Below are 16,909 nucleotides of genomic sequence, written 5' to 3'. Positions count from 1 at the left end.
GAAGCAAGTATGTCTATTGATATTTTGATGCCGGCGCTTTCACCAACTATGGAAGAAGGTAAACTGTCTAAATGGCTCAAGAAAGAAGGTGATAAGGTTAGCTCTGGCGATGTTATTGCTGAAATTGAAACGGATAAGGCTACAATGGAAGTAGAGTCCGTTGATGAAGGTACTCTTGGTAAAATTTTTGTGCCTGAAGGTTCAGAAGGCGTAAAGGTTAACACTGTTATCGCAATTTTGTTAGAAGAAGGTGAGCGTGCTGAGGATATTTCGCAACCTACTGATACAGCACAAAAACCTAAGGAATCTTCTCTTTCTCTGCCTTTGTCAGTTCCGCAGGCTGCTCCTACTTTTGATACATCTCTTAATTTTGATATTCCAGCGGGAACACAAATGGTTACAATGACAGTTCGTGAAGCGCTTAATCAGGCTTTGGCTGAAGAAATGCGGCGTGATGAAACAGTTTTTCTTATGGGGGAAGAAGTTGCGCAATATCAAGGTGCCTATAAGGTTAGTCAAGGTTTGTTGGAAGAATTCGGAGAACGCCGAGTTATTGATACCCCAATTACAGAGCACGGCTTTGCTGGGCTGGCTGTCGGGGCTGCTTTTGGTGGGTTACGTCCTATTGTCGAGTTTATGACCTTTAATTTTGCGATGCAGGCGATGGACCAAATTATTAACTCAGCAGCCAAGACACGTTATATGTCTGGTGGACAAATGACCGCTCCTATGGTTTTCCGAGGTCCCAATGGTGCGGCTGCCCGTGTTGGTGCTCAACATTCTCAATGTTATGCAGCATGGTATAGTCATATACCAGGTCTGAAAGTTGTTATGCCTTATAGCGCTGCAGATGCAAAAGGTTTGCTGAAAGCTGCTATTCGTGATGATAATCCTGTTGTTTTCCTTGAAAATGAGATTTTGTACGGGCATCAATTTGATGTTCCTCAACTCGATGATTTTGTTTTACCTATTGGTAAGGCGCGTATTCATAAGTCTGGACAAGATGTGACAATTGTTGCATGTGGGATTGGAATGCATTACGCGGTTGAAGCATTACCAGAAATTGAAAAACTTGGTATTGATGTTGAATTGATTGATTTACGAACCATTCGCCCGATGGATCTTCCAACAATTCTTTCTTCAGTTAAAAAAACAGGTCGTTTGGTAACAATTGAAGAGGGATTTCCTCAGTCATCCGTGGGAACTGAAATAGCAACGCGTGTTATGCAGCAGGCTTTTGACTATCTTGATGCGCCAATTGCTACGATTTCTGGCAAAGATGTTCCGATGCCTTATGCCGCTAATCTTGAGAAGTTGGCTTTGCCTAATACTGCTGAAATTATTGAGGCCGTTAAGGCTGTGACATACAGAGCATAACGGAGGAAAGCATAATGCCCATTAAAATTACAATGCCAGCGCTTTCCCCTACGATGGAAGAGGGAAATTTAACAAAATGGAATATTAAGGAGGGAGATAAGGTTTCCTCTGGTGATGTTATTGCTGAGATTGAGACGGATAAAGCGACGATGGAAGTCGAAGCTGTTGATGAAGGTAGGGTTGCTAAAATTGTTGTTCCTGCTGGAACACAAGGCGTTAAAGTAAATGCTTTAATTGTTGTTTTAGCAGAAGAAGGTGAAGATTTAGCTGAAGCTGCAAAAGTTACAGAAGAAATCTCTTCTTCTACAAGACAAAAACTAGAGGGTATCAAACAGACAGATTCTCTGAAACAGACGGACTCAAAGGGAATAAAAATGTCTCATGAATCATCAACTGGGCAATTAATACAGCAAGATAAAAAGGGAGCTCGTCTTTTTGCTTCTCCCTTAGCGCGGCGATTAGCATCTCAGGCAGGTCTTGATTTATCCCTTATTTCTGGGAGTGGGCCGCATGGGCGTATTATTAAGCGTGATGTAGAAAAAGTTATGAGCGGTGATATTTCTAAGATTTCTTATTCGTCACAGACAGGAGAGCCAGTAGCCGCAGGTGCTTCTGAGAAACAGATATTGAAACTCTTCAAAGAGGATGAATATGTCTTCACACCCCATAATAATATGCGTAAAACAATCGCGACACGTTTGGTGGAATCAAAACAGAAAGTCCCACATTTTTATGTAACGGTAGATTGTGAACTTGATGCGCTATTAGCGCTGCGTACACAATTGAATGTTGCTGCACCAATGGTTAAGATGCAGGAAGAAGCTAAGCCTACTTATAAGATTTCTGTTAATGATATGGTGATCAAAGCTGTTGCACTTTCTTTGAAAGCGGTTCCTGATGCGAATGTCTCTTGGCTTGAAGGTGGAATGCTTCATCATAAACATTGTGATGTTGGGGTTGCTGTTTCTATTCCCAATGGATTAATTACGCCGATTATTCGCCATGCAGAGGAAAAGCCGTTATCGCTTATTTCCAAAGAGATGAAGGATTTTGCAAAGCGTGCGCGTGAGGGCAAGTTAAAAATGGAAGAATATCAGGGTGGAACAACAGCTGTATCCAATATGGGGATGTATGGTGTGAAAAGTTTTTCTGCTATTCTTAATCCACCGCATGCGACAATTTTTGCGATTGGTGCAGGGGAGCAACGTGCTGTTGTTAAAAATGGTGCTTTAGCCATTGCGACAGTTATGTCAGTTACAATTTCTGCGGATCATCGTGCTGTCGATGGTGCTTTAGCAGCAGAGCTCGCGCGGACTTTTAAGAAGATGATTGAAAATCCATTAGCAATGTTGGTTTGAACTGTTTAACAGTTCTTCACGTAAATTGTGAGAGAGTGTATTTAAGAGAATAAAAACAAATTTAAAGAGTTTGAAGAGCAGAGGTATTGCTGTTTCTAGTTTGGGTAAAGCATTTATAGAAAGCTTAGAGTATAAAGACATAAGATAATTCTGTTATGTTCATTTTTAAGTTCAAAAAATGCATATCCATTTTATATATATCCATGGAGGAATTACTGTGGCAAATCTTTATGATGTAATTGTGATTGGATCAGGTCCAGGCGGATATGTAACCGCAATTCGTGCAGCGCAATGTGGCTTTAAGACTGCGATTGTTGAACGTGAACATTTGGGAGGGATTTGTTTAAATTGGGGATGTATTCCAACAAAGGCTCTTTTACGTTCAGCGGAAATGAAACATTTTGCTGAACATGCAAAAGATTATGGACTAAAAATTAATGGTTCAATTGAGGCAAACATCAAAAATGTTGTGGCACGTTCACGCGGTGTTTCAGCACGTTTAAATGCTGGTGTTGCTTTTTTAATGAAAAAAAATAAAATTGATATTATCTGGGGTGAAGCAAAGCTTACTAAAGAAGCAAAGGGAAGCCAGCTTGCGGAAATTATGGTTTCTTCATCCTCCAAACCGGTTATGCAACCACAAAATCCAGTCCCTAAAGGGACCTTGGGAGAGGGAACTTACCAAGCAAAGCATATCATTATTGCAACGGGTGCACGTCCTCGTGTCCTTCCTGGTATTGAGCCAGATGGAAATCTCATTTGGACTTATTTTGAAGCTATGATACCGCCAGAAATGCCAAAATCGCTTTTGGTCATAGGGTCTGGGGCTATAGGCATTGAATTTGCCTCTTTTTATCATGATATGGGAGCGACAGTCACTGTTGTTGAAATAATGCCCCACATCATGCCTGCTGAAGATATTGAAATTTCAACATTTGCTTGTAAACAATTAGAGAAAAAAGGTTTACGTGTTCTTCGTCAAGCAAAAGTAACAAGGGTTGAAAAATCTTCCGATTCTGTAACTGTACATATTGATATTCAAGGTAAAAAAGAGACAATGACTGTTGATCGGTTGATTTCTGCTGTTGGGGTGCAGGGTAATATTGAGAATCTTGGATTAGAAGCTTTGGGAATAAAAACCGATCGTGGGTGTATTGTAACTGATGAATGGAGTTGGACAGGAGTTTCGGGTATTTATGCTATCGGTGATGTGGCTGGTCCTCCTATGTTAGCCCATAAAGCAGAAGAAGAAGGCGTAATATGTATTGAACATCTTGCTGGTTTAAAGAATGTTCATCCGCTTGATAAGAAAAAAATTCCAGGATGCACCTATTGCACACCGCAAGTTGCTTCTGTAGGGCTTTCAGAAGCGACAGCAAAAGAAGCAGGGTATGATATACGTATTGGTCGTTATTCTTTTTCCGCGAATGGCAAAGCGATTGCTCTGGGTGAAGATCAAGGGTTAGTAAAAACAATTTTTGATAAAAAAACAGGACAGCTTCTTGGGGCCCATATGGTAGGAGCTGAGGTAACAGAACTAATACAGGGTTTTGTCATTGCCATGAATCTTGAAACAACAGAGGAAGAATTAATGCATACTGTTTTTCCACATCCGACTTTATCGGAAATGATGAAAGAAAGTGTATTGGATGCATATGATCAAGTTTTAAACGCTTGATGATTAGATTGTATGAAAGATCTTAAATTTTTCATTGCTCCTTCGTATTTATAAGGCAAAGGCTTAAATGGTTACGGTTGTTGATAGAGTTACGAATAGACGTTTGCGCCATCCTGAAAAGGCGCATCGTCCGGATACAAGCGTTCAAAAAAAGCCGGATTGGATTCGTGTAAAAGCGCCAACATCACCAATTTATAAGGAAACACATGGTATTGTACGTACGCATAAGTTAGTGACTGTATGTGAAGAAGCTGGTTGTCCTAATATTGGCGAATGTTGGAGCCAGAGGCATGCTAGCTTTATGATTTTAGGTGAAATATGTACGCGTGCTTGTGCTTTTTGTAACGTTGCAACAGGTATTCCACTTGCCGTTGATCATAATGAGCCAGAACGTGTCGCTGATGCTGTTGCACAGATGGCACTAAAACATGTTGTCATTACATCTGTTGATCGTGATGATCTTGCTGATGGTGGTGCTGAGCATTTTGCAAAAGTTATTTATGCGATTCGTCAAAAAACTCCTAAAACAACAATTGAAGTTCTTACACCTGATTTTCGTCATAAGGATGGCGCTTTAGAAGTTGTTGTTGCTGCTAAGCCTGATGTTTTTAATCATAACTTAGAAACAGTTCCTTCTAAATATTTGAAGGTCCGTCCAGGGGCACGTTATTTTCATTCAATTCGTTTATTACAACGTGTTAAAGAACTTGATCCAACAATTTTTACAAAATCGGGAATTATGGTTGGCCTTGGGGAGGAGCGAAATGAAGTTTTGCAATTGATGGATGATTTGCGCGCTGCTGATGTTGACTTTATGACAATTGGACAATATTTGCAGCCTACACGAAAACATCATCCAGTTGTTCGTTTTGTGCCTCCTGAAGAATTTGAGTCTTTTGCCAAGATTGGTAAAGTAAAAGGATTTTTACATATGGCCTCCAATCCTCTAACGCGTTCATCTCATCATGCTGGAGATGATTTTGCCATTTTGCAAAAAGCGCGTGATGAAAAATTTTCCTTACAGAGATAATTATGCCGATTTTTACAATACATCGGCAGATCACCCATAGTGCCAGTGAAATGTTTGATCTGGTTTCAGATATTGAGCGTTATCCTGAATTTTTGCCAATGTGTGAGTCTTTAATAATACGTTCTCGAAAAGAATATGGAAAAAAAATATTGCTTCTTGCGGATATGACCGTTGGTTATAAGATTATTCGTGAAACTTTTACGACTCAAGTATTTCTTCAGCCGGAAAAAAGTCTTATAGAAGTTAAATATATTGATGGTCCATTCAAATATCTTGAAAATCGTTGGGCTTTTCATGATATTGAAAATACCAATGCATGTAATGTAGAGTTTTTTATTGATTATGAATTTAAAAGTAAAACGCTTGGATTAGTGATGGGCTCAATGTTTGATATTGCGTTTCGTAAATTTACCGAGGCTTTTGAGAAGCGTGCGCATCAGATTTATGGCTCTACGGTAACATAGTCTATTCTGTTATTTTTTAACAATACGTATTGCTTAAACAGCGTGAAGGTGAAAACGGGTTTCCATCTTTACTATTTGTTTTTAATTCAGCTTTCAAAAGCATATTGAAGGAATATCATTTTAAATGATGAAGATGATGCACAGCTTCATGCTTTTGTTTTTCTCTTTTTTAATGGATGCACACTCGTTAAACGAAACGCCCAAATAGAACATGCTTGCGTCATACCCATTTCATAATAGTGCTCATAATAAATAGTATAGATTCTCGTAAAAGTATATAAAATCTACATCTGTACACTTATGAAGAAGTCCTCCTGCATCATTTATTTGCTATCTCTCAAGATGTTGCGCGCCAGCTCTTAGCACTTGAGAGAAGTACAAGTGTCTCTTTCTTTAATTATTTTATTTATACAGTTTTTTCTCTTGTGGCGTGTAAGTGAATAAATTTGATTAATTCAACCTACACAGGACTAAAGTGAGATAACTTTACGCTATTGAGATCTTTCATTTTCAAGTTGTGATACAATAAAATTTTTTCAAGATATTGACGATTATAGACTCGATGGCGAATAAAGAATTTTGAAATTAATATGGGGAATTCAGTGAAGCAATTCCAGAATCATTTTAAAAGCATTTTCAACAGTTGCATGGCGGATAGCATTGCGATTAAGATGAGAAAAGTGCATTTCTTTGTGCAGGGGGGAGTGGTTTTTATAAGCTACTGCGCAATGCACAAGTCCTACAGGTTTATCAAAACTTGCACCTCCTGGACCAGCAATTCCTGTTACAGAAACTGCAATGTCAGCTTGTGAATGTTTTAATCCACCCTCAGCCATTGCAAGAGCAACTTCTTTTGAAACGGCACCATAGGTTCTTATAAGTTCAGCACAAACGCCAACAAGGCGTGTTTTGGATTCATTTGAATAAACAACAAATCCACAATCGAGAACATCTGACGATCCTGCAATATTTGTGAGGCTTGCAGCAATGAGTCCTCCTGTACAAGACTCTACAGTTGTTAACAGCAAACCTTTTTGGCGAAAGGTATTAAGGACTTCATGTGCGTGTTTTTCACAAAGATATGTCATTGGGGAATTTCTCCTGAATAAAGGACGCTCACTGTTGCAAGAGCAGCAATTCCCTCACCACGACCAATAAATCCAAGCCGTTCATTTGTTGTTGCTTTGATAGAGATTCGATCAGGTGTCATTGCAAGTATTGTCATAAGATTTTCTGTCATGGCATGACGATAGGGACCAATTTTAGGATTTTCAGCGATAATTGTGATATCAACATTGGCAATACGACCACCTGCTTGTTTTATAATATCAAGAGCATGACGGAGAAAAATTTCTGATGATACATTTTTCCATTGAGGATCAGAGGGAGGAAAATGTGTACCGATATCTCCAGCACCTTGAGTTGCAAGAAGGGCATCTGTTAATGCATGAAGAGCAACATCCGCATCGGAGTGTCCATTTAATTTTTTATGAAAAGGAATTTTTATACCACATAATATAAGAAAATCACCATCCTCAAAAGAGTGAACATCATAACCATTGCCGGTACGAATATCAGGAAATATTTGCATTTTCTTTTGGAGATATAAATGGGCAGTATTAAAATCTTCATGCCATGTAATTTTTATGTTGTTAGGATCCCCAAGAACGGTACGCATAGGAATTCCAAACCATTCGGCAATTGCAGAATCGTCAGTGAATTCTTGTTTGCAAGCTTGTTTTGCTTGTTTATGAGCCGCTAAGATATGTTCAAAGGGAAAACACTGTGGAGTTTGTGCTCTATAAAGATGGGTACGGGGAATTGTTTCTAAAACATGCTGATTATTTACACGTTTAAGGGTATCAGAGATGGGTAGAACAGGAAGAACACCTTCTTGAGGCGTGATAGTGTTGTGAATGTTATTAAGAAGCTTGTTTTCTATAAAAGGGCGTGCACCATCATGAATATGCACATATTGGGGGGCAAATTTTTTGAGTGCCTGAAGTCCATATAAGGTAGAGATTTGACGTGTATTGCCTCCTTCAACGATAATAAGGCGCTCTTTAAAATCGTCAATAGCTTGTTCACAGATTTGACGATCTTCTGGATGAATAACAAGAATAATTGTTGTGATAGCTGGATGCTGCAAAAAACAATGCAAGGTATGACAAATAATTGGCTTTTGTCCTAGAAGCCGATATTGTTTTGGAATTTTATGGGGAGATCCTGCTCTTTCACCGCGTCCAGCGGCTAATATTATTGCTGCAATAGAAATACTTAATCTCCTTGTATTATAATCTTAGTTTGCTTTTTTGTCATTAATTTTAAAATGATTTTGAAAGGGTGATCGTTGTAGATCAGCCAAGGATATCACTGATAATACCTCAAAAAAAGCATTTAATGCTTTTTGAAGTGCGGTATTTAAACCACAAAAATCAAACAAGGGGCAAGTTGGTTCTGCAGTATCGAAACATTCTGCGAGGGAAAAGTTGTCTTCTGTTACTTTCACAACATCCGCGACTGAAATCTCTGCTGCGGGTTTAGCCAATCTAACTCCACCATTGCGTCCACGCACTGTTTGGATAAAACCTGCTTGAACAAGCAGCTGAAGGATTTTAAATAAAAAAAGCTCTGAAACGGCATATGCTTTAGCAATTTCTGGAACACGACTGAGAGTTCCCTGATTATCTGCACAATACATGAGCATTCGAAGAGCATAATTTGTTTGTTTTGTTAATCGCATCTCATTTCCTTCGTAAAGTATTGTCGAACACAGTCTATTTTAAAGATATTTTGAAAAATGTAGAAGTTTTTTCTCGTTGACTATATTTGCCCTATTGTAAATGTAGTATTAGTATTGTCAATTTTTGCTACAAAAGGTTATATGATAATAATGAGATAAGGGTATGTAAGCTCATGACGAATATAACATCTGTGACGAATCTTCAAGACATAGATAAAAATACTTATAACGATGAGTTGTATCGTTTAAGTAAGGTATATATTTTTTTAGGGATTACAATTATTGTATTGGCTTTACTTACGGCCTCTGTTTCGTTCATTATTCTTATTGGCTTAACTCCTGTTGTTCCCAGTAGAACAGTAACCCTTATTCTTATAGGAATTAATAGTTTTTGGGTTTTAGGGCTTATTGTCATCGTTTTTTATGAGATGATTCCGATCATTCGTGCTTGGCGTTCAAGGCGTGCAGGCTCACGTCTTCATGTACGCCTTATTTCATTGTTTGCACTTGTTGCAACAATGCCAGCTGTTGCTGTAGCTCTTGTGTCAGGGCCAGCACTGAATTTGGGACTTGATCGATGGTTTGATACAACAACGCGGCAAATTGTGGGCTCTTCTATTGATTTAGCAAATGCTTATGCAGATGAAATGCTTCAAAATTTAAAAAATTTATCCTACGCGATGGCATTTGCACTTGATAACAAAAAACTCTTAGAACGTAATCCAGCTGAATATAGGATGCAATTGACGCGTCATGCTCTAGGACGCAATTTGCGTGGTGCATTTTTGTTAAGTTCTAGCGGAGCTATTTTTGTATCGAGCGCTCTTGGTGATGAAGATAAACTGCCAATTCCTCCTTCCAATCTTATTGAACGTGCAACCAGTGCGAGACCTTTTTCTTTTCAACCAGGCGTTCATGATTATTTTGGTATTATTTTAAAGTTTACCAATATTCCAAACACATTTTTATATTTGGTGCGTGACGTTGATAAAGGTGTTTTATCTGCTTTGCGTTTGACAGAAGTTAATACAGATCGTTATCGTGATTTAAATGAAAATCGCCTGCTGACACAGATTGCATTTGGTATGCTTTATTTGTGTCTTTTTTTTAGTTTATTCTTATCAGCCATTTGGGCTGCTATTGCTGTTGCTGATCGCTTAGTACGTCCTATTCGTCTTCTCATTAGTGCTGCCGATGATGTTGCTTCTGGAAATATGGAAATTTTCGTGCCAGTACGAGCAAAAGATGGCGATATTGGGCAATTATCCAAAACTTTTAATTACATGGTCAGTGAATTGAAAAGTCGGCGTAATGAATTGATTGCAGTGCGTGATCAAATTGATGAAAGACGGCGTTTTTCTGAAGCTGTATTATCGGGTGTAACAGCGGGAGTAGCAGGGATAGATGATAATGGTGATATCACCATTATCAATCGGTCTATTGAAGCGATGTTTGATATTCGCTCTGAGCACGTTGTTGGAAAAAGTCTTTTATCTTTAAGTGCTGAAATTTGGCAGGTTTTTCAGTTTGTGCGTTCATTGGATCGGAAAAACCATCGTGAGCAGGTCACTTTAAACGTTGCAGGAAAAGAGCGTGTCTGTAATGTTCAAGTTACGATGGAGGAGGATGATGGACAGGGGCAATCTTGGGTTCTAACAATTGATGATATTACAGACCTTGTTGCAGCGCAACGTACAGCGGCGTGGGCGGATATTGCGCGACGTATTGCACACGAAATTAAAAATCCTCTTACACCTATTCAGTTATCCGCTGAACGCATTCGTAAACGTTATAACAAAGCTATTACACAAGATAGAGAGGTCTTTGAGCGGTGTATTGACACAATTATTCGGCAGGTTGGAGATATTGGGCGTATGGTTGATGAGTTTTCCTCTTTTGCACGTATGCCCAAACCCAAAATGCATATTTTAGATATACGAGAATTGTTGCGCGAAGCATGTTTCTTGATAGAAGTGACGCGACATGATATTCATTTTGAGCAAGATTTAGGAACTCTACCACTTATGGGTGCATTTGATAACCGTCTCATTGTACAGGCTTTTTGCAATGTGATCAAAAACGCGAGCGAATCCATAGATTCAGTTATGCGAGAGGAAAATATTCACGGTCATATTCTTGTCCGTTCTTATCATCAAGAAGAATGGGTGGTTGTGGATGTTGTTGATAACGGAAAAGGACTTCCTAAAGAGCAAAGACAAAAGTTATTAGAACCTTATATAACAACACGGGAGAAAGGAACAGGACTCGGGCTGGCCATTGTGCGCAAAGTTATTGAAGATCACGGTGGTTCCATGGAGCTTCATGATGCACCGGAGAGTTTTTATGAAGGTCGTGGTGCGATGATCCGTTTGATGTTTCCGACGGTTGGGGGTAAGCAGGGTAGTATTATACAAGCTATAAATCATAAGATAGGGGAATAGTATGGTATCAGATATCTTGATTGTTGATGATGAAGCGGATATTCGTGAACTTGTTGCTGGTATTTTGGATGATGAAGGCTATGAAACGCGTGTTGCTTGTAACTCTGATGAAGCATTAGCTCAAATTAGTGAACGTATTCCAAAGCTCATTTTTTTAGATATTTGGTTACAGGGGAGTCGCCTCGATGGTTTAGCACTGCTTGATGAAATTAAAACACACTATCCAGCTCTTCCGGTCGTTATGATCTCTGGTCATGGTAATATTGAGACGGCTGTTTCCGCTATAAAGCGAGGAGCCTATGATTTCATTGAAAAACCTTTTAAAGCTGATAGACTTGTATTGGTTGCAGAGAGAACACTTGAAAATTCAAATTTAAAACGTGAGCTTTTAGAATTGCGAAAACGTTCGAACGAGACATTAGAGTTGCTCGGAAAATCGACAGTTATAAAAAATTTGCGTCAAATCATAGAAAAAGTAGCACCAACCAATAGTCGCATCATGATAACAGGTCCTTCAGGGGCAGGAAAAGAGACTGTTGCACGAACTATTCATGCGCTCTCCACGCGTTCGAATGGGCCATTTGTTACAATAAATGCTGCAACGATTACTCCGGAAAGAATGGAAATAGAGCTGTTTGGCAGCGAAATGGAGGGAAGAGAGCGTAAAATCGGTGCCTTAGAGGAAGCCCATGGCGGAATACTTTATCTTGATGAAATTGCTGATATGCCACGTGAGACTCAAGGTAAGATTCTTAGGGTGTTAACGGGGCAAACATTTGAGAGAGTTGGCGGTACAAAACGTGTTAAAGTAGATGTTCGTATCATTTCTTCGACAGCGCAAAATCTTGAAAACCTCATTTCTGACGGGCGCTTTAGAGAAGATCTTTTCCACCGTCTTTCCGTTGTTCCCATTACTGTTCCGCCCCTTTCTGCTCGTCGTGAAGATATTCCAGAACTTGTCCATCATTTTGTAAAAACAATATCACAGCAGGTTGGGATTAAGCCACGTGAAATCAGTGATGATGTGATTGCTATTTTGCAAACGCATGCTTGGCCGGGTAATGTAAGACAATTACGTAATAATATTGAGCGTCTTCTTATTCTTGTGCGGGATGGGGATGGTCCTATAACAGCGGATTTTCTTCCCAGTGAAGTGAATGATTCTTTGCCACGTCTTCAAATGGATTCGGATGAGAGTATAATGGATTTACCGTTGCGTGAAGCACGAGAATTGTTTGAAAAGAGATATTTAGTGGCGCAGATTGGACGTTTGGGTGGAAATATATCGCGTACTGCTGAATTTATAGGCATGGAGCGTTCAGCTTTGCACCGTAAACTTAAAGCGCTTGGAGTTTCTTAAAGCGATGCGTATTATTATTTGTGGAGCAGGACAGGTTGGTTATGGGATAGCAGAGCGTCTTGCTGCTGAAAATCACGATGTTACTGTTATTGATATTGAAACAAGATTAATTGAAAAGATTCGCGATACATTGGATGTGAGAGGTTTTGTTGGTCACGGTTCACGGCCTGAAGTTCTTTTGGCTGCAGATGCAGACAAAGCTGATATGTTGATTGCTGTCACTTTGTTTGATGAAGTTAATATGGTAGCTTGCCAAGTAGCACATTCATTATTTAATGTGCCCACAAAAATTGCTCGTATTCGCTCACAATCTTATTTAGAACCACGTTATAAGACGCTTTTTTCTAGAGAAAATATTCCTATTGATGTGGTTATTTCGCCAGAAGTTGAAGTTGGGGAAATGGTTTTGCGTCGTATTGCTTTACCTGGTGCAATAGATGTTCTTTATTTTTGTAATGATGATATTGTTGCGTTAGCCTTGGAATGCATGGAAGATTGTCCCGTTATTAATACACCTTTGCGTCAATTAACAGAGCTTTTTCCAGATCTTCAAACAACGGTTACCGCTATTAAACGTGGCTCGGAATTATTGATTGCACATTCAGAAACGCAATTACGTGTCGGTGATATAACCTATCTTGTTGTTGCTCGTGAACAGATGCGTCGTGCTGTTGGGCTTTTTGGTCATAAAGAACAAGATGCCCACCGCATGATTATTGCAGGGGGTGGTCACATTGGCCTTTATGTTGCACAGGCTATTGAAAAGCGTTTCCATAAATTAAAATTGAAGATTATAGAAGCGCATAGAGAAAGAGCCCTCACAATTGCTGATCAGCTTGAAAAAACAACAGTTTTATACGGTAATGTGTTAGATCCAGTGATTCTTCAAGATGCGGGAATTGATCAGTCCGATTTAATGATTACATTAACCAATCAAGATCAGGTTAATCTCTTAAGCGCTATTATTGCTAAAAGATTGGGCTGCAAAGCCAATATGGTATTGATTAATAATGTTGCCTATCAAGAATTTAGTCGTGCTGTTGGTGTGGATGCATATCTTAATCCCCATAGCGTTACAATATCGAGAATTTTGCAACAAATGCGCCGTGGGCGTATTCGTTCTGTTCATTCAGTTTTTAATGGCCGAGCAGAAATTATTGAAGCTGAAGTGATGCAAACATCTTCATTGGTTGGTAAGTCATTATCAGAGCTCAATTTATCAGATGGTTTGAGAATTGGTGCAATTTATCGCAATAAGACAATAATACAGCTTTCGGCAGATACGCGTATTTTATCTGGTGATAGAATAGTGATTTTTGCTCTTGCTGAGTTCGTTCGTGATGTTGAACAACTCTTTCGCGTAAGTTTAGAATATTTTTGATATATTATCTATGGATATTTGTACTTTTTGGTATAGTGGACAATTAAGATTGTTGGATAGGCTTTGTTTGTCCTCAATGGTTAAAACTGGACAGCGCGTTAAGCTTTTTAGTTATGATAAAAAATAGATAATCTTCCTGCTGGTGTTGAGCTGCATGAAGCCGAATCAATTTTACCACGCTCAGCAATTTATCGCCTTGACCCCGATTTTTCTGATGATAAACTATGGTGTACAATTGTTCAGTTCTCGGATTTTTTTCATGTTATGCTGATGAAATATCAACAAGGTGTTTGGTTAGATACAGATGTTTACCTTGTTAAACAATTTCAGCCAGATACGGAGAAGGTTTGGTTGGCAAGAGAAAATAATATAAGAGTGGGCGTTTCTGCACTTTATTTTCCGCCCGATAACCCTATTATAAAAGTATTTGAAGATTATTGGGCAGGCGCAGAAATTATTCCTCATTGGCTTGGGTTTAAGCGTCGTGTTTGGAGACCGTTCTGGTTAAAGAGGAAAAAATGCCGATTTTACCGGGAAATTTTGGCGTTACGATATTTGGTAATGATGGTATTTCACGATTAGCAAAAAGATATGGTTTTTTTCATGAAGCAAAGGAAAAGGAAACTTTTTATTATTGGACTGGGCGAAAGTCTGAATATATCTTTGAACCAGCTTTTGGCGTAAAACCGCTCACCGATTCACGCTTGATAGGATTTCATATTCACAGAAAGATAAAGACGACGCAAAAACCTCAGGAAGGAAGTTTTTACCATTGGGCGGTATCTCGCATTCCTGATATTCATGATTTTTTTAGGTAGAGTTATTATTGCTATTTTAATAATTGGGATTTTAATCTATCCTAAACAGCTTTTGATTGTAGCTTGCACAAGAGAGTAATGTTAACAAATGGATAAAAACATTGAATGTGTAAAGAGCGATTGTTATATGAACGGAAAGTAAAAATATGAGTGATCTAATGAAAACGACATTAAGCCTTGTTCCTATGGTTATTGAACAAACCAATCGTGGTGAACGGGCCTATGATATTTTTTCCCGTCTTTTAAAGGAGCGGATTATTTTTATTAATGGTCCTGTTGAAGATGGTATGGCAATGCTTGTTTGTGCACAATTGCTTTTCTTGGAAGCGGAAAATCCTAAAAAAGAAATTAGTCTTTATATTAATTCTCCAGGTGGTGTTGTGACATCTGGTATGGCTATTTATGATACTATGCAGTTTATTCGTCCTCCTGTTGCTACGCTGTGCATGGGGCAGGCGGCATCTATGGGGTCTTTATTGTTAACAGCTGGAGCAAAGGGGCATCGTTTTACATTGCCAAATGCGCGTATTATGGTGCATCAGCCATCTGGTGGTTTTCAAGGCCAGGCTTCAGATATTGAGCGACATGCACAAGATATTATAAAGATGAAACGGCGCTTAAATGAAATTTATGTTCAACATACAGGTCAAGATTATGAGGTCATTGAAAAAACTCTCGATCGCGATCATTTTATGACAGCAGAAGAAGCTAAAGCGTTTGGCTTAGTTGATGATGTTATACAATATCGTGCAGAAACTGAAAAAGAAGAAAAAGATTAAGAATTTTTATAGAAAAAATAGCTACTTTAAAATAAAGAGTTTTATAAAAATATCGCAAAGTTTAGAGAAACACCTAAAAATATTGAGACATGCATGGTTTTCTATATGTCTTTTAGTTTTCATGATGAAAAGCTTCCTTTGAAAAGGCGAAGTGTTCATATATCGTGGTGAAAGGAAAGAAAAATGAGCAAAATTAGCAATAGCGGGAACGAATCAAAAAATACTCTCTATTGCTCGTTCTGCGGCAAGAGTCAGCATGAGGTGCGTAAGCTCATTGCGGGGCCTACTGTATTTATCTGTGATGAATGTGTAGAGCTTTGCATGGATATTATTCGGGAAGAAAATAAGTCTTCTGGGGTTAAGGTGCGTGATGGTGTTCCTACGCCACAGGAAATTATAACAGTTCTTGATGATTATGTTATTGGTCAGCAGCATGCAAAGCGTGTTCTTTCTGTTGCTGTTCATAATCATTATAAACGGTTGGCGCATCAGTCTAAAAGCAATGATATTGAGTTAACTAAATCAAATATTCTTCTTGTTGGTCCAACGGGTTGTGGTAAAACTTATCTTGCACAAACATTAGCACGTATTATTGATGTGCCTTTTACGATGGCGGATGCGACCACTTTGACTGAAGCGGGTTATGTGGGAGAAGATGTTGAAAATATTATTTTGAAGCTTCTTCAAGCAGCAGATTATAATGTTGAACGTGCGCAGCGTGGTATTGTTTATATTGATGAGGTTGATAAGATTTCTCGTAAAGCAGATAATCCTTCTATTACAAGAGATGTTTCGGGAGAAGGAGTTCAGCAAGCGTTATTAAAGATTATGGAAGGAACGATTGCTTCTGTTCCTCCACAAGGTGGACGTAAACATCCGCAACAAGAGTTTCTTCAGGTTGATACCACAAACATCTTATTCATTTGTGGGGGAGCTTTTGCAGGTTTAGAACGGATTATTTCAGGGCGTGGTGAAAAAACTTCTATTGGTTTTTCTGCGACTGTTAAGGCTCCGGATGAGCGTTGTGTCGGTGAAATTTTTCGTGATTTAGAGCCTGAAGATCTTATAAAATTTGGTTTAATACCAGAGTTTATTGGGCGGCTTCCTATAGTCGCCACCTTAGAGGATTTAGATGTTAACGCCCTCATGCAAATTTTATCCCAACCTAAAAATGCGTTAGTAAAGCAATATCAGCGTCTTTTTGAAATGGAGAATGTTGAGTTAGCATTTCATGAAGATGCTTTACGTGTTATTGCAAAGAAAGCAATTGAACGTAAAACTGGTGCTCGTGGTTTACGTTCTATTATGGAGAAGATCCTTCTTGAGACGATGTTTGAGCTACCGGCTCTTGAAGGCGTTCAAAAAGTGGTTATTTCGAGTGATGTCGTTGATGGGAAAGCGCGTCCTCTTTATATTTACTCAGAACGTGCAGAAGATAAAGAAAATGTATCAGCATGACATTGTGCGATGCGCAATATAA

The 16,909-nt window shown here is 38.9% G+C and carries 13 protein-coding genes and 1 pseudogene; 11 read left to right on the top strand and 3 right to left on the bottom strand.

Annotation, left to right across the window (positions count from 1 at the left end):
* Positions 1–9: 9 nt before the first annotated feature.
* From ACFINA_RS01315 to ACFINA_RS01295, 5 genes are all read left to right on the top strand, one after another.
* Positions 10–1,377, top strand: a complete 1,368-nt coding sequence (locus ACFINA_RS01315; protein WP_375606250.1) for a pyruvate dehydrogenase complex E1 component subunit beta — start codon at positions 10–12, stop codon at positions 1,375–1,377.
* A gap of 14 nt (positions 1,378–1,391) precedes the next feature.
* Complete coding sequence (locus ACFINA_RS01310) at positions 1,392–2,735, top strand: pyruvate dehydrogenase complex dihydrolipoamide acetyltransferase (RefSeq protein ID WP_375606249.1); 1,344 nt, start codon at positions 1,392–1,394, stop codon at positions 2,733–2,735.
* 217 nt (positions 2,736–2,952) lie between these two features.
* Complete coding sequence (lpdA, locus tag ACFINA_RS01305) at positions 2,953–4,413, top strand: dihydrolipoyl dehydrogenase (RefSeq protein ID WP_375614378.1); 1,461 nt, start codon at positions 2,953–2,955, stop codon at positions 4,411–4,413.
* Positions 4,414–4,480: 67 nt separating this feature from the next.
* Positions 4,481–5,443 carry a lipoyl synthase gene (gene lipA, locus ACFINA_RS01300; protein ID WP_375614947.1) on the top strand — a complete coding sequence of 321 codons (963 nt, stop codon included), beginning with the start codon at positions 4,481–4,483 and terminating at the stop codon, positions 5,441–5,443.
* Positions 5,444–5,445: 2 nt separating this feature from the next.
* Positions 5,446–5,907, top strand: a complete 462-nt coding sequence (locus ACFINA_RS01295) for a type II toxin-antitoxin system RatA family toxin (RefSeq protein WP_273791149.1) — start codon at positions 5,446–5,448, stop codon at positions 5,905–5,907.
* A 599-nt stretch (positions 5,908–6,506) separates the two neighbouring features.
* On the opposite strand, the gene ACFINA_RS01290 is transcribed toward ACFINA_RS01295, so the two are convergent.
* From ACFINA_RS01290 to rirA, 3 genes are read right to left on the bottom strand one after another with little or no spacing between them, the layout of a single operon-like run.
* Positions 6,507–6,995 carry a CinA family protein gene (locus tag ACFINA_RS01290; protein WP_375610192.1) on the bottom strand — a complete coding sequence of 163 codons (489 nt, stop codon included), beginning with the start codon at positions 6,993–6,995 and terminating at the stop codon, positions 6,507–6,509.
* Positions 6,992–8,182, bottom strand: a complete 1,191-nt coding sequence (locus ACFINA_RS01285; protein WP_375614998.1) for a bifunctional 2-C-methyl-D-erythritol 4-phosphate cytidylyltransferase/2-C-methyl-D-erythritol 2,4-cyclodiphosphate synthase — start codon at positions 8,180–8,182, stop codon at positions 6,992–6,994. Before ACFINA_RS01285 ends, ACFINA_RS01290 begins: the two co-directional genes overlap by 4 nt.
* Before the next feature lie 24 nt (positions 8,183–8,206).
* Complete coding sequence (rirA, locus tag ACFINA_RS01280; protein WP_375606245.1) at positions 8,207–8,650, bottom strand: iron-responsive transcriptional regulator RirA; 444 nt, start codon at positions 8,648–8,650, stop codon at positions 8,207–8,209.
* Positions 8,651–8,823: 173 nt separating this feature from the next.
* Here rirA and ACFINA_RS01275 point away from each other — a divergent pair, with 173 nt between their 5' ends.
* The 6 genes and pseudogenes from ACFINA_RS01275 (at position 8,824) to clpX (ending at position 16,887) form a co-directional block, all read left to right on the top strand.
* A complete protein-coding gene (locus tag ACFINA_RS01275; RefSeq protein WP_375614946.1) occupies positions 8,824–11,091 on the top strand; it encodes an ATP-binding protein in 2,268 nt (755 codons plus the stop codon).
* A 1-nt stretch (position 11,092) separates the two neighbouring features.
* On the top strand, positions 11,093–12,451 hold the full coding sequence (locus tag ACFINA_RS01270; RefSeq protein ID WP_375606243.1) for a sigma-54-dependent transcriptional regulator: 1,359 nt from the start codon (positions 11,093–11,095) through the stop codon (positions 12,449–12,451).
* Between the two features lie 4 nt (positions 12,452–12,455).
* Positions 12,456–13,832, top strand: a complete 1,377-nt coding sequence (gene trkA / locus ACFINA_RS01265) for a Trk system potassium transporter TrkA (RefSeq protein ID WP_375606242.1) — start codon at positions 12,456–12,458, stop codon at positions 13,830–13,832.
* Positions 13,833–13,842: 10 nt separating this feature from the next.
* Positions 13,843–14,650, top strand: a pseudogene (locus ACFINA_RS01260) (hypothetical protein).
* 146 nt (positions 14,651–14,796) lie between these two features.
* Entirely contained in the window at positions 14,797–15,429 is a 633-nt protein-coding gene (clpP, locus tag ACFINA_RS01255; protein WP_375614945.1) for an ATP-dependent Clp endopeptidase proteolytic subunit ClpP, read from the top strand.
* Between the two features lie 183 nt (positions 15,430–15,612).
* Entirely contained in the window at positions 15,613–16,887 is a 1,275-nt protein-coding gene (gene clpX / locus ACFINA_RS01250; RefSeq protein WP_375606240.1) for an ATP-dependent Clp protease ATP-binding subunit ClpX, read from the top strand.
* The last annotated feature ends 22 nt before the right edge of the window (positions 16,888–16,909 follow it).

This window comes from Bartonella sp. AC10YNML (genome assembly GCF_042196825.1).
Classification (GTDB): Bacteria; Pseudomonadota; Alphaproteobacteria; order Rhizobiales; family Rhizobiaceae; genus Bartonella.
Note: the sequence above shows the minus strand (reverse complement) of the source record. Positions and strands in the feature narration are given on the sequence as shown.